The organism is Bacillus sp. MAG717A (assembly GCF_036884855.1).
GTDB lineage: Bacteria > Bacillota > Bacilli > Bacillales > Bacillaceae > Bacillus > Bacillus safensis.
This window is the reverse complement of the sequence record NZ_CP145733.1, coordinates 791708-805558: the sequence shown is the minus strand read 5'-3', so window position 1 is coordinate 805558 and position 13851 is coordinate 791708. Positions and strand designations below refer to the sequence as shown.

The 13851-nt window shown below is 43.9% G+C and carries 15 protein-coding genes and 2 riboswitches; all 15 genes read left to right on the top strand.

The window, feature by feature from the left end; all coding sequences use genetic code 11:
- The first annotated feature begins 83 nt into the window (after nucleotides 1-83).
- The 15 genes from V6Z54_RS04210 (at nucleotide 84) to purF (ending at nucleotide 13794) form a co-directional block, all read left to right on the top strand.
- The gene (locus V6Z54_RS04210; RefSeq protein ID WP_305960688.1) at nucleotides 84-989 is read left to right on the top strand and encodes a LysR family transcriptional regulator; all 906 of its coding nucleotides are present in this window, start codon (nucleotides 84-86) and stop codon (nucleotides 987-989) included.
- A gap of 107 nt (nucleotides 990-1096) precedes the next feature.
- Nucleotides 1097-1198, top strand: a riboswitch (purine riboswitch).
- A 144-nt stretch (nucleotides 1199-1342) separates the two neighbouring features.
- Nucleotides 1343-2668: an NCS2 family permease gene (locus tag V6Z54_RS04205; RefSeq protein ID WP_034282847.1), complete on the top strand. Its 1326-nt coding sequence runs from the start codon at nucleotides 1343-1345 to the stop codon at nucleotides 2666-2668.
- Between the two features lie 208 nt (nucleotides 2669-2876).
- The gene (locus tag V6Z54_RS04200) at nucleotides 2877-3038 is read left to right on the top strand and encodes a hypothetical protein (protein WP_165585024.1); all 162 of its coding nucleotides are present in this window, start codon (nucleotides 2877-2879) and stop codon (nucleotides 3036-3038) included.
- An 11-nt stretch (nucleotides 3039-3049) separates the two neighbouring features.
- Nucleotides 3050-3232, top strand: coding sequence for a YezD family protein (locus V6Z54_RS04195; RefSeq protein ID WP_059376582.1), 183 nt, complete (start codon nucleotides 3050-3052; stop codon nucleotides 3230-3232).
- A gap of 204 nt (nucleotides 3233-3436) precedes the next feature.
- On the top strand, nucleotides 3437-4228 hold the full coding sequence (locus tag V6Z54_RS04190; RefSeq protein WP_269104173.1) for a hypothetical protein: 792 nt from the start codon (nucleotides 3437-3439) through the stop codon (nucleotides 4226-4228).
- Nucleotides 4229-4433: 205 nt separating this feature from the next.
- Entirely contained in the window at nucleotides 4434-4988 is a 555-nt protein-coding gene (locus tag V6Z54_RS04185; protein WP_024424505.1) for a DUF2179 domain-containing protein, read from the top strand.
- A complete protein-coding gene (locus V6Z54_RS04180; protein ID WP_012009137.1) occupies nucleotides 4985-5185 on the top strand; it encodes an NETI motif-containing protein in 201 nt (66 codons plus the stop codon). Before V6Z54_RS04185 ends, V6Z54_RS04180 begins: the two co-directional genes overlap by 4 nt.
- Nucleotides 5186-5264: 79 nt before the next feature.
- A riboswitch (purine riboswitch) is annotated at nucleotides 5265-5366 on the top strand.
- A gap of 169 nt (nucleotides 5367-5535) precedes the next feature.
- On the top strand, nucleotides 5536-6024 hold the full coding sequence (gene purE, locus V6Z54_RS04175; RefSeq protein WP_039183007.1) for a 5-(carboxyamino)imidazole ribonucleotide mutase: 489 nt from the start codon (nucleotides 5536-5538) through the stop codon (nucleotides 6022-6024).
- A complete protein-coding gene (purK, locus tag V6Z54_RS04170) occupies nucleotides 6017-7159 on the top strand; it encodes a 5-(carboxyamino)imidazole ribonucleotide synthase (RefSeq protein WP_075610983.1) in 1143 nt (380 codons plus the stop codon). Before purE ends, purK begins: the two co-directional genes overlap by 8 nt.
- Nucleotides 7156-8451 carry an adenylosuccinate lyase gene (purB, locus tag V6Z54_RS04165; protein ID WP_338527737.1) on the top strand — a complete coding sequence of 432 codons (1296 nt, stop codon included), beginning with the start codon at nucleotides 7156-7158 and terminating at the stop codon, nucleotides 8449-8451. Before purK ends, purB begins: the two co-directional genes overlap by 4 nt.
- Before the next feature lie 72 nt (nucleotides 8452-8523).
- Nucleotides 8524-9246 carry a phosphoribosylaminoimidazolesuccinocarboxamide synthase gene (gene purC / locus V6Z54_RS04160; protein WP_039176936.1) on the top strand — a complete coding sequence of 241 codons (723 nt, stop codon included), beginning with the start codon at nucleotides 8524-8526 and terminating at the stop codon, nucleotides 9244-9246.
- The gene (gene purS, locus V6Z54_RS04155) at nucleotides 9239-9493 is read left to right on the top strand and encodes a phosphoribosylformylglycinamidine synthase subunit PurS (protein ID WP_003214349.1); all 255 of its coding nucleotides are present in this window, start codon (nucleotides 9239-9241) and stop codon (nucleotides 9491-9493) included. Before purC ends, purS begins: the two co-directional genes overlap by 8 nt.
- Complete coding sequence (gene purQ / locus V6Z54_RS04150) at nucleotides 9490-10173, top strand: phosphoribosylformylglycinamidine synthase subunit PurQ (protein ID WP_024424510.1); 684 nt, start codon at nucleotides 9490-9492, stop codon at nucleotides 10171-10173. The genes purS and purQ overlap by 4 nt, the downstream gene beginning before the upstream one ends.
- A complete protein-coding gene (gene purL, locus V6Z54_RS04145; RefSeq protein ID WP_039176940.1) occupies nucleotides 10157-12388 on the top strand; it encodes a phosphoribosylformylglycinamidine synthase subunit PurL in 2232 nt (743 codons plus the stop codon). The genes purQ and purL overlap by 17 nt, the downstream gene beginning before the upstream one ends.
- Entirely contained in the window at nucleotides 12364-13794 is a 1431-nt protein-coding gene (gene purF, locus V6Z54_RS04140; RefSeq protein WP_039183010.1) for an amidophosphoribosyltransferase, read from the top strand. The genes purL and purF overlap by 25 nt, the downstream gene beginning before the upstream one ends.
- Nucleotides 13795-13851 lie beyond the last annotated feature (57 nt).

Genomic DNA, 13851 nt, shown 5'->3' with positions numbered 1-13851 from the left:
TGTTGATACGTTGTCTTTAGTTTAAATTCCGTGCTAACATAAGTAAAATTGATGTTTTTCATGAAGGAGATGAGTAAATACTCATGAGCTTTGTTCGCTTTGATATTATCGCAAAAGTTGTGGAGCTTGGCAGTTTTACATCAGCAGCTGAAGCATTAAATATGACGCAGTCAGCTGTGAGTCATGCAGTGGCGAGTTTAGAGTCAGAGTGGGGTGTGTCTTTATTCATTCGCGACCGAAAAAAGGGCATTATGCTGACGGACATTGGTCAAACGCTTCTCCCACATATTAGAGAAGTGTTAAATAGAGTGGAGAAGATCCAGCAAGAAATTGCGTTAACGAAAAATATTGAAACAGGTTTGATTCGTATTGGCACGTTTGCCAGTGCCTCTGCTTGTTTATTGCCTAAACTGCTTGTGAGCTATCAGAAAAAACATCCAAAAATCGAATTTAAATTCTATGAGGGAACGTATGAAGAAATATTGGAGTGGCTGGATTCTGGCATCATTGATGTTGGATTTGTTGTGAAAGGTCATGCGGATGAAGCCTTTGATTTACTGCCGCTTATGAAAGATGAGATGGTGGTCGCCTATCACCCAAATCATCGATATGAACAGCAGCCCATTGTAGATATAACAGATTTGGCGGGTGAACCATTTATTATGCCGACTGGCATGTATCAATCACATGTAGAGGATATTTTTTCGGAGGCGCAAATGAAGCCAGCTGTTTTATTTGAAGTTCATGATTGTACGACCATTGCTCGTATGGTAGGGGAAGGACTCGGCGTCACAATTGGTCCGGAGTTGTTTTTAAAAACGCAGCAGCTTGTGCATATTCGTCAGCTGAATGTCTCTCATCATCGGGAGGTTGCGCTCGCCTGTCCTTCACTCACTCAAGCTTCTCCGGCAGTGAAAGAGTTTTTCCGTGTAGCCGAAACAGTATTTGCCAAAAGAGAAGGATTTGGGGAAGTGTGTATAAAGAACTAGATGTGATTTTCCAAATTCGTGTAATAAGACGAATGAAGCGGACATTTCTTTGAAAAATGTTCGCTTTTCGTATTGTGTTTTAAAAATGAAGTTGGTACAATAGACACAGAAATCAAATAGATAGAAGTCGTATAATCGTGGGGATATGGCCCGCAAGTTTCTACCAAGCTACCGTAAATGGCTTGACTACGTCAATTCACACTCGTTTGATATAAATCATGCATTGTTCTTGTTTTATGTCACAGTCTGAATTCACATATGTAGTCAAGCGTCCCAAAATTGTTGGGGCGTTTTTTATTTGACTAGTGAATGGGACAGACTAAAACAAAAGGACATGAAGGGAGTCAGTTGGCTTGAAACAGTTTTTTCAGTTTGATGAGTTAGGAACGAATTACCGCAGAGAAATCATCGGTGGTTTAACCACATTTTTGTCGATGGCTTACATTCTGTTTGTTAATCCGATCACACTTGCATTAGTGTCGGTACCGGATTTTCCAGATAAATTACGTATTGATCAGGGCGCTGTCTTTACAGCAACGGCGTTAGCTTCTGCTGCAGGGTGTATCCTGATGGGATTGATCGCCAGGTATCCAATTGCGATTGCACCAGGTATGGGTCTGAATGCGTTCTTCGCCTTTTCGGTTGTGCTTGGCATGGGCATTAAATGGGAAGCAGCACTTTCGGGTGTGTTTGTTTCAGGATTGATTTTCGTAGCCCTTTCTTTAACAGGTTTCCGTGAAAAAATCATCAATGCCATTCCGGCTGAGCTGAAGCTGGCGGTTGGTGCAGGTATTGGTTTGTTTATTACGTTTGTTGGTCTTCAAGGCTCTGGCATTATCGCCAATAATGATAATACGCTCGTTTCGATTGGGAACATTCATAGTGGTCCTGTCTTGTTAACGGTGTTTGGTATCGTTGTGACGGTCATTTTAATGGTTCTTCGAGTGAATGCAGGTGTCTTCATTGGGATGCTTGTGACAGCTATTGCTGGGATGATCTTTGGTCTTGTGCCAGTACCATCTCAAATTGTGGGAAGTATTCCAAGCTTGTCTCCAACCTTTGGTCAAGCCTTGATTCACTTGCCAGAAATTTTCTCCATCCAAATGCTTGTCGTGATTTTAACTTTCCTATTCGTTGGATTCTTTGATACAGCTGGTACACTTGTGGCTGTGGCAACACAGGCCGGTTTAATGAAAAATAATGAGCTTCCTCGTGCAGGAAGAGCACTGCTGGCGGATTCTTCTTCTATTGTTGTAGGTTCTGTTCTTGGTACATCTACAACGACATCTTATGTTGAATCTAGCTCAGGTGTTGCTGCTGGTGCACGTTCTGGTTTTGCAGCGGTCGTCACTGGTATTTTCTTCTTGCTTGCGATGTTCTTCTCACCACTTTTATCTATCGTTACATCGAATGTGACAGCACCTGCTTTAATTATTGTCGGTGCACTAATGGTCGCTCCGCTGGCGAAGATTGCATGGGATCGCTTTGAAATTGCGGTACCAGCGTTCTTAACGATGATTATGATGCCACTGACATACAGTATTGCAACAGGGATTGCGGTTGGCTTTATTTTCTACCCGATTACGATGATCTTTAAAGGGAAAGCGAAAGAAGTGCATCCAATCATGTACGGATTGTTTGTCATCTTTATTCTATATTTCGCTTTCTTAAATCATTAATTGAACATCTGAAACAGCAGCTCATGGGGCTGCTGTTTTTTTGTTAAAAAAATCAAAACATAGTTGACATATAGGAATTATGTGTTTATGATAAAAAGACATAATTCGCTGATTGGATCACCAAAGGCGCTTTGATTTCCTTTTTTAATAGAAGGTTTCAGGGTGCCTTTTTTTCTTGCAAACATTCAAAAGGGGGAGGAGATGTCTTTTGTCACACTGGCTTAGACAGGTGATTGAACGAAAAAAGCAGGTGCTGATTCAAAAGCTCCTTTTATGGGGGCATGAAGAAAAGCAGGAGGCGCTCATGCATTACACGATTCATGAGCTGGAAAATGAGGTTCTCTATTTAAAAGAGCGAAAACAAAAATAGGGGGATGAGCGATGGATGAACAAAAGCTGAATTATATTTTATCTGCCTTAAAAGGGATCGACTATGGATCAGTAGTCATCACCATTCATAATGGCCATATTACACAGGTCGATTCGACCAAAAAGACTCGGTTCCCCGCTCATCAGGAGAATATCCGGGTTCAGCAAGGAAAGCGGAGTCACTATCGTTCTTGACGGATTTCAACATGGTAAAAAGCTGATGGAGGCCGTCAGCTTTTTTGTTTTGTCTTATTTAAAACCTCTGCTGCCTTTTATCCGTCTATTCGTATGAACGTCAAGGAATCTTGACTGAATAGAGAGACTCCGCTACTTTAAGAGGAGTCATCCGAACAGTTCATTCACTTGAACCTGTAAGGATTGGATAGGAGTTGATATGAGATGTTAGAGAAAGATCAAGATCAGGGGACATCTGAAAAGAAAAATGAAGAGTCATCAATAGATCAAGAAACAAGGCAATCCCGCCTCAGCCGCAGCGCTGCAAAACGTGGAAGAACCTCAAAATCAGCAGATGATGAGCGTTCAACCTTCCAGCGTATACTGCAAGGTGCAGGAGGCGCGTTTAAGCGCTATGGTTCATATGGACTGGCGATGTTAAAATCACCGAGCCAGGCCATCAATCAAGCGGAAACATTGCGTATGAAGTACGCCTGGATCTCGATTGTGTTATTCAGCGTGTTTTTTGCTTTAGGCAACTATGTTCAATTAAAGGCGTCAAAGACCCGCTTATTAGGCTTTGGCATTCATTATTCTTTTGGCGACGCCTTTTTGAGGGTAGCAGTCTTTACACTCATTTTGTTGACATTAATGATGCTTACCGTCTGGCTGCTCGGAAAATACATGCTAAAAGGAAACATATCACTGAAAGAAGTGATCATGAAGTTTGGTGCTGCGCTTGTGCCGGTGTTGGTTTTATCCATCCTTTGGCTTGTATTTGCCATGCTGAATATTCCATATGTGACCGTCATATTATCCGTGATGATGTTTGTCGGCCTTCAGTTGATTGCGGTCGTGCTCTTTCGCTCGATTCAATCGGAGCATGATGCAGAACGTGGAGATTTGATGTATGCAGGCTGGGTCTTTTTATTGGTTGAGCTTGTCATCATCGCGCTGCTCTGGGGCATAGTCGGGGAGTATTTGATTCCATCACTTGTTCCTGTTCGATTTGGATAAAACACACCTGAAAACCTCCTTTTTTGAAAAAGGGGGTTTTCATGTTGAGAAGAGAAAAAAACGGGTAAACTCTTGGTAACAAACACCACCCTTGTTGTCGAAAGATATATGTGTTTTGATCGCGTAAATTTGATTGTATCAAGGTATGTTCTCTAGTAGAATATGGGGTGCTTTATTTGATTTTTTAGTGCAGGGGGTTCGAATCGTGCTTCAACAACTTTTATCCAATGCGTTCACCATGGTTTTAATCATTTTAGTGATTAATATTGTCTATGTTTCTTTTTCCACCATGCGTTTGATTTTAACGATGAAAGGCAGACGGTACGCAGCTGCTTTTGCGGGTACGATCGAAATGCTCATTTATGTCATTGGGTTAAGTATCGTTCTAGATAACTTAGATCAAATACAAAATGTCATTGCGTATGCCCTAGGTTATGGAATGGGGATCATTGTCGGGATGAAAATTGAAGAGAAGCTGGCACTTGGCTACACAACTGTTAACGTGATCACAAAAGAATTGGATGTCGATCTCCCAAGACAATTGAGAGAAAAAGGATATGGTGTCACCAGCTGGGTAGCAGGCGGTCTTGAAGGAGACCGGACAGCATTGCAAATTTTAACACCGAGAAAATATGAACTGCAATTATATGAAACGATTAAGACGCTGGATTCAAAGGCGTTTATCATTTCATATGAGCCCAAATCGATTCACGGCGGCTTCTGGGTGAAGGCTGTGAAGAAAAGGAGAATTAAAGAATGACCGCAAAACCAAAGAAGAAAAAATTCTATGTGGAAGACAACATGACGATTGATCAAGTGTTGTCCCAGATGGCAGCGGAAGGCTACTCGCCTGTCCGACGAATGGAGGAACCGATTTTTCAAGAAAAGAAGGAAAATGGGTCGATTCAGATCATTCCGATTGGGAAAAAAATCGTATTCGAAGGAAAAATAGTCTAAATCCGAACATTAAAACGACGACTTCATAGATTGTTCGATAAATCCGTTGACATCATGAACATCCGTTGTTAAGATAAACATGAAATCAAAACACGAGCCTCATATAATCTTGGGAATATGGCCCATAAGTTTCTACCCAGTTACCGTAAATGACTGGACTATGCAGGATAGTGAACAAAACTGACATGGCAATTCAAAAGCGAACAGCGCTTACCATGGCCCGGTTTGTGTTGCTTCCTAACAATGCAATGCAAATCGGGCCTTTTTGTTCGGCGTTTGACAAGCTGCTTAGGTTTGGGAAGCGTGTCAAACGATACAAAATCGAATATCAGCTTAAAGGTGGGGACAAAATGAAGCCGCTTGTAGGTGTCATCATGGGAAGTACATCTGATTGGGAAACAATGAAAAATGCGTGCGACATCTTAGAGGAATTAAACATTCCGTACGAAAAACAGGTAGTATCCGCACACCGGACACCTGACTTGATGTTTGAATATGCGACTGAAGCAAGAGGTAAAGGACTAAAGGTCATCATTGCCGGTGCTGGAGGCGCAGCACATTTACCGGGGATGGTCGCAGCAAAAACGACACTGCCGGTCATTGGTGTGCCTGTACAATCAAAAGCACTAAACGGTCTGGATTCCTTATTATCCATCGTTCAAATGCCAGGCGGTGTACCAGTTGCTACAGTAGCAATCGGCAAAGCCGGTGCAACAAATGCAGGCCTTCTTGCCGCACAAATGATTTCAGCATTTGATGAAACAATTGCAGCTCGCCTTGAAGAAAGAAGAGAGCAGACAAAACAGACTGTACTAGAAAGCAGTGATCAGCTTGGCTAAGCAGACCATTTTTCCAAACGCAACCATCGGTATCATTGGCGGCGGACAGCTTGGCAGATATATGGCTGTCAGCGCAAAGCAAATGGGGTACCGGGCAGCAGTTCTAGACCCGGTCACACAATCTCCTTGCGGACAGGTTGCCGATACAGAAATCACAGCCGCATATAGTGACCTTGAAGCGATTCGAAAGCTGGCAGAAATCAGCGATGTGGTGACTTATGAGTTTGAAAATATTGATTATGATGCACTGAATCAGCTCAAGGAAGAAGCCTATTTACCACAAGGAAGCGACCTTCTCCTTTTAACTCAAAATCGTGAGACCGAGAAAAAAGGGATTGTAGACGCAGGCTGTGAAGTAGCACCTTACCGCATCATTCATGATGAAAAAGAGCTGGAAGATGCCGTGGACGCGCTCGGTTTGCCAGCCGTGCTGAAAACATGCAGAGGCGGCTACGATGGAAAAGGACAGTACGTCATCAAAGAAAAAGGACAGCTGAAGGAAGCTGCTGCACTGCTCACACATGGAACATGTATTTTAGAAAGCTGGGTTCCATTCCAAATGGAGCTTTCGGTGATCGTCACTCGTTCTGTTCATGGAGAGATCGCAGTATTCCCAGTCGCTGAGAACATTCATAAGCATAATATTTTGTTCCAAAGCATTGTACCTGCAAGGGTAGAGAACCGCATTCAGGAGAAGGCGAAAGAACTGGCAACAACACTGGCTGAAAAGCTGTGGCTGGTTGGTACTCTTGCTGTAGAACTGTTCTTGACAAATGACGGAAAGCTGCTCGTCAATGAACTGGCACCACGCCCGCATAATTCTGGTCATTATACGCTCGATTTATGTGAGACAAGTCAGTTTGAACAGCACGTCCGTGCTATATGTGGTCTGCCGCTTGGCGGTACAGCCCTTTTATCAGAGGGAATGATGGTGAATTTATTAGGCGATGAAGTGGACATTCCAAAAGAGCATCCTGAGCTTCTCAAAGAAGCAAAGCTTTATCTATATGGAAAGCATGAAGTAAAAGCCGGCCGCAAGATGGGGCATATGACGTTTATGAAACAGCTCGATGATGAATGGATGACAAACATCACAAAGATATGGACTGAAAGAGATGGAGGAAACGGGAAATGATCGAACGTTACGCACGACCAGAAATGTCAGCAATCTGGACAGAGGAAAACAAATTTAATGCATGGCTTGAAGTAGAAATTCTCGCTTGTGAAGCTTGGGCAGAGCTTGGTGTCATTCCGAAAGAAGACGTTGTGACAATGCGCAAGAATGCAAGCTTTGATATTGGACGTATTCTGGAGATTGAACAAGACACGCGCCACGACGTGGTTGCCTTTACGCGTGCTGTATCTGAATCTCTAGGGGAAGAAAGAAAGTGGGTTCATTACGGATTAACATCGACAGACGTAGTGGATACGGCGCTTTCATATCTATTAAAACAGGCGAATGATATCTTGCTCAAGGACATTGAGAGATTTGTTGACATACTAAAAGAAAAAGCAAAAGAGCACAAATATACCGTCATGATGGGCCGTACACATGGTGTACACGCTGAACCGACAACATTTGGCCTGAAGCTTGGTCTTTGGTACGAAGAAATGAAGCGTAACCTAGAACGTTTTAAACAAGCAAAAGCTGGCATTGAATACGGCAAAATCTCTGGAGCTGTTGGCACATATGCGAACATCGACCCGTTTGTTGAGCAATATGTATGTGAGAAACTTGGCATCAAAGCTGCACCAATTTCAACCCAAACCTTGCAGCGTGACCGTCATGCAGATTACATGGCTACTCTTGCTTTAGTGGCAACGAGCATTGAGAAATTTGCTGTCGAAATTCGTGGTCTTCAAAAGAGTGAAACACGTGAAGTAGAAGAGTTCTTCGCAAAAGGACAAAAAGGATCATCAGCGATGCCGCATAAGCGTAACCCAATCGGTTCTGAGAATATGACGGGAATTGCCCGCGTTATTCGTGGATATATGCTGACAGCTTATGAAAATGTACCGCTTTGGCACGAGCGTGATATTTCTCATTCATCTGCTGAGCGCATCATTTTACCAGATGCTACGATTGCACTGAACTATATGCTCAACCGTTTCTCAAACATCGTGAAAAACTTGACGGTCTTCCCAGAGAACATGAAACGCAACATGGACCGCACACTTGGCTTAATTTACTCACAGCGCGTTCTTCTTGCATTAATCGATACAGGCATGGGACGTGAAGAGGCATATGACACGGTTCAGCCAAAGGCAATGGAAGCGTGGGAGAAGCAAGTGCCGTTCCGTTCATTAGTAGAAGCAGAAGAAAAAATCACGTCACGTTTAACACCTGAACAAATCGCTGACTGCTTCGATTACAATTATCATTTGAAAAATGTCGATATGATTTTCGAACGTCTAGGTCTTGCGTAAGAAACGGGCCGCCTGCTCGCCAGGCGCCCAATCCTGAAAATTGCCAACATTCAAATTAGGAGGCCAACCTGAATGACTGTGAAACAAGAACTTCTCTACGAAGGCAAAGCGAAAAGAATCTATCAGACCGATGACGAGCATATTTTATATGTCGAATATAAAGACTCAGCTACAGCATTTAACGGCGAAAAGAAAGCCGAAATCGAAGGCAAAGGCAGATTGAACAACGAAATTTCGAGCTTAATCTTTCAAATGCTGCATGAAAAAGGGGTCAACAATCACTTTGTAAAACGCCTCTCTGAAACAGAACAGCTCATTCAAAAGGTACAGATTGTTCCGCTTGAAGTGGTTGTACGAAATGTAGTGGCAGGCAGTATGTCAAAACGCCTTGGCATTCCAGAGGGAACGAAACTGGACACACCTTTGATTGAGTTTTACTACAAAGATGATGCACTCGGCGATCCGCTCATTACAGAAGATCATATTCGCATTTTACATGCAGCGACACCTGAGCAGGTAGAGGAAATGAAACAGATCACAAGACAAGTGAATGAAGAATTAAAGCAAATCTTCTCAGACTGTCATGTGAATTTAATTGATTTCAAGCTTGAATTCGGAATAGATCACGAGAATCGTATTTTGCTAGCTGATGAGATTTCACCTGATACGTGCAGGCTTTGGGACAAAGATACAAACGAAAAGCTTGATAAAGACGTGTTCAGACGAAACCTGGGCGGCTTAACGAATGCATACGAAGAAATTTTCAAAAGACTTGGAGGCCATAAACATGTATAAAGTGAAAATTTTTGTCAGCTTAAAAGAGAGCGTTCTTGATCCACAAGGAAGTGCCGTGCAGCACGCTTTGCACAGCATGTCTTATCAGGAAGTAAAGGATGTCCGTATCGGGAAATACATGGAGCTTGTCATTGAAAAATCAGATCGTGATTTAGACACAGTCGTCAAAGAAATGTGCGAAAAATTACTTGCCAACACGGTGATTGAAGATTACCGCTATGAGGTGGAGGAGGTTGTCGCACAGTGAAGTTTGCAGTGATCGTCTTGCCTGGCTCTAACTGTGATATCGATATGTACCATGCGATTCAAGATGAGTTAGGTGAACAAGTTGAATATGTATGGCACGACGAAACGAGTCTTGACGGATTTGACGGTGTACTCGTACCAGGCGGTTTCTCCTATGGGGATTACTTAAGATGTGGTGCGATCGCCCGCTTCTCAAACATCATGCCGGCGGTGAAGAAAGCAGCTGAGGAAGGAAAACCTGTTCTTGGTGTTTGTAACGGGTTCCAAATTCTTCAGGAGCTTGGCATTCTTCCGGGTGCGATGAGACGAAATAAAGACTTGAAGTTTATCTGTCGACCAGTTGAACTCATTGTAGAAAACAACGAAACGCAATTTACAAGCGGTTATCAAAAAGGCGAATCCATTACGATTCCTGTAGCGCACGGTGAAGGCAACTTCTACTGTGATGAAGACACTTTAGCGAAGCTCATTGAACGCGGCCAAATCGCTTTCACCTACGGAGACGATATTAACGGCAGTGTGAATCGAATTGCAGGTGTAACGAATGAAGAGGGCAATGTACTCGGCATGATGCCGCACCCTGAGCGCGCGGTTGATTCATTACTAGGCAGCGCAGACGGACTTAAATTGTTTCAATCTATCGTGAAAAATTGGAGGGACACTCATGTCACTACTGCTTGAACCAAGTCACAAGCAAATTAAAGAAGAGAAATTGTATCAGCAAATGGGATTGAGTGATGAAGAATTCGCTTTAATCGAATCCATTATTGGCAGGCTGCCAAACTACACAGAAACGGGCATTTTTTCTGTCATGTGGTCAGAGCATTGCAGTTATAAAAACTCAAAGCCTGTTTTAAGCAAATTCCCGACAAAAGGAGAACATGTCCTTCAAGGTCCTGGGGAAGGCGCTGGAATCGTTGATATTGGAGACAACCAAGCGGTTGTATTTAAAATCGAATCACATAACCATCCATCTGCGATTGAACCGTATCAAGGAGCGGCGACAGGTGTCGGCGGAATTATCCGTGATGTATTCTCCATGGGTGCGCGTCCAATTGCTGTATTAAACTCTCTTCGTTTTGGTGAACTGACTTCACCGCGCGTGAAGTACTTGTTTGAAGAAGTAGTGGCAGGGATCGCAGGCTATGGAAACTGTATCGGAATTCCAACAGTCGGCGGAGAGGTTCATTTCGATCAAAGCTATGAAGGCAACCCGCTCGTAAATGCAATGTGTGTTGGATTAATCAACCATGAGGACATCAAAAAAGGGCAGGCCAAAGGTGTTGGCAACACGGTCATGTACGTTGGTGCCAAAACGGGACGTGACGGAATTCACGGTGCAACATTTGCGTCTGAGGAATTTTCTGATGAATCAGAAGAAAAACGCTCAGCTGTTCAAGTCGGTGATCCGTTCATGGAAAAACTGCTGCTTGAAGCGTGCCTTGAAGTCATCAAAAACGATGCACTCGTTGGGATTCAGGATATGGGAGCGGCTGGCTTAACAAGCTCAAGTGCTGAAATGGCGAGTAAAGCAGGTTCTGGTATCGAGATGAATCTAGATCTCATCCCGCAGCGTGAAACAGGCATGTCAGCATACGAAATGATGCTGTCTGAATCTCAAGAGAGAATGCTTCTGGTTATTGAAAAAGGTCGTGAACAAGAAATCATTGATATTTTTGAAAAATACGATCTTGAAGCGGTATCAGTCGGTCATGTGACAGACGATAAAATGCTTCGTTTACTTCATCAAGGTGAAGTGGTATGTGAGCTTCCTGTTGACGCTCTTGCAGAAGAAGCGCCGGTTTATCACAAGCCGTCAAGTGAGCCTGCCTACTACCGTGAGTTTTTAGAAACAAAAGTTGAAGCACCTGCTATCACAGATGCAGCAGACACGTTAAAGCAGCTCCTTCAGCAGCCAACAATTGCAAGTAAAGAATGGGTCTATGATCAATATGACTACATGGTTCGGACAAATACAGTGGTTGCACCAGGCTCTGATGCGGGCGTTTTAAGAATCCGTGGAACGAAAAAAGCCCTTGCGATGACAACCGATTGTAACGCACGTTATCTCTACCTTGACCCAGAGGTCGGCGGGAAAATCGCAGTCGCTGAAGCAGCACGTAATATTGTGTGCTCAGGCGCTCGTCCACTTGCAGTAACAGATAACTTAAACTTCGGTAACCCAGAGAAACCAGAAATTTTCTGGCAAATTGAAAAATCTGCTGACGGTATTAGCGAAGCGTGCCGCAAGCTAAGCACACCAGTTATCGGTGGTAACGTCTCTTTATATAACGAATCAAATGGAACAGCCATTTACCCAACACCAGTCATTGGGATGGTTGGTTTGGTTGAAGATACAGCTCATATTACGACGCAGTCGTTCCAGCAGGCTGGCGATGTGATTTTCGTTATTGGTGAAACGAAGGAAGAATTCGCAGGCAGTGAGCTACAAAAGATGACAGAAGGCCGTATTTACGGAAAAGCACCGGAAATTGATTTGGATGTAGAGCTCACGCGTCAGGAAGCCCTTCTTGCTGCGATTCAAAACGGACTTGTTCAATCAGCACACGATGTGTCTGAAGGCGGTCTTGGTGTCGCACTTGCTGAAAGTACATTTGGAACAGACGGTCTTGGCGCTCATATCCAAATGGATTTAAACAGCGAAGCTTCATTATTTAGTGAAACACAGTCACGTTTTGTTGTCACAGTGAAACCAGAGCACCGCGAAGCATTTGCTGCGGCTGTCAAAGATGCGAAAGAAGTTGGAACGGTCACAAATGATGGTGTATTCACCGTCAAAAATCAAGAAGGACAACAATGGATTCATGCAGCGGTCAACGAACTTGAACGCGCATGGAAAGGAGCGATCCCATGCTTGCTGAAATCAGAGGCTTAAACGAAGAGTGTGGCGTCTTTGGGGTTTGGGGACACGAAGAAGCCCCGCAAATCACATATTACGGATTGCATAGTCTTCAGCACCGAGGACAAGAAGGTGCGGGAATCATTGCAACAGATGGTGAAAACCTGACGGCACATAAAGGCCTTGGACTGATTACGGAAGTCTTTCAAAACGGTGAGCTAAAGGATTTGAAAGGAAAAGGTGCAATCGGACATGTCCGGTATGCGACAGCAGGCGGAGGCGGCTTTGAAAATGTGCAGCCCCTCTTCTTCCGCTCGCAAAACAACGGCAGTCTTGCCCTTGCTCATAATGGGAACTTAGTGAATGCAACGCAATTAAAGCAGCAGCTAGAGAACCAGGGGAGTATATTCCAGACATCTTCTGATACTGAAGTGCTCGCTCATTTAATTAAGCGCAGCGGCTATATTGAATTGAAAGAGCAGATCAAAAATGCCCTGTCCATGCTTAAAGGAGCATATGCTTTCTTAATTATGACGGAAACTGAAATGATTGTGGCACTTGATCCGAACGGCTTACGTCCGCTTTCACTTGGTATGCTTGGGGACGCTTATGTCGTTGCTTCTGAAACATGTGCATTTGACGTTGTCGGCGCCACGTATTTACGAGATGTGGAGCCTGGCGAAATGCTGATTATTAATGATGAAGGCCTCAAATCTGAGCGCTTCTCCATGAATATTAACCGCAGTATGTGCAGCATGGAATACATTTATTTCTCAAGACCTGACAGCAATATCAACGGCATCAACGTGCATAGTGCGAGAAAGAACCTTGGCAAAAAGCTTGCTGAGGAAGCGCATGTCGAAGCAGATGTTGTGACAGGTGTACCAGATTCGAGTATTTCTGCAGCGATTGGATATGCCGAAGCAACAGGTATTCCATATGAGCTCGGTTTAATTAAAAACCGTTATGTCGGCAGAACCTTTATCCAGCCGTCTCAAGCACTGCGTGAGCAGGGCGTGCGCATGAAGCTGTCTGCTGTGCGCGGGGTCGTCGAAGGAAAGCGTGTCGTGATGGTGGATGATTCCATCGTACGCGGAACAACAAGCCGCCGCATTGTGACGATGCTAAGAGAAGCGGGTGCGACGGAAGTCCATGTCCGCATTAGTTCACCGCCAATTGCACATCCGTGTTTTTATGGAATTGATACATCCACACATGAAGAGCTGATTGCTTCTTCTCATTCAGTGGAAGAAATTAGACAGGAAATCGGTGCAGACTCCATTGCCTTTTTATCTGTAGACGGTTTAATGGACGGGATTGGCAGAAAGTATGATGATCCGCAGCGCGGTCAATGCTTAGCATGCTTTACTGGGAAATACCCGACGGAAATTTATGAAGATACTGTTCTTCCGCATGTGAAGGAAACAGCACTGACGAAATAATCGAATAAAGGAGCAGCAGTCAAGATGATTTGATATGCTGCTCTTTCATTCTGCTGA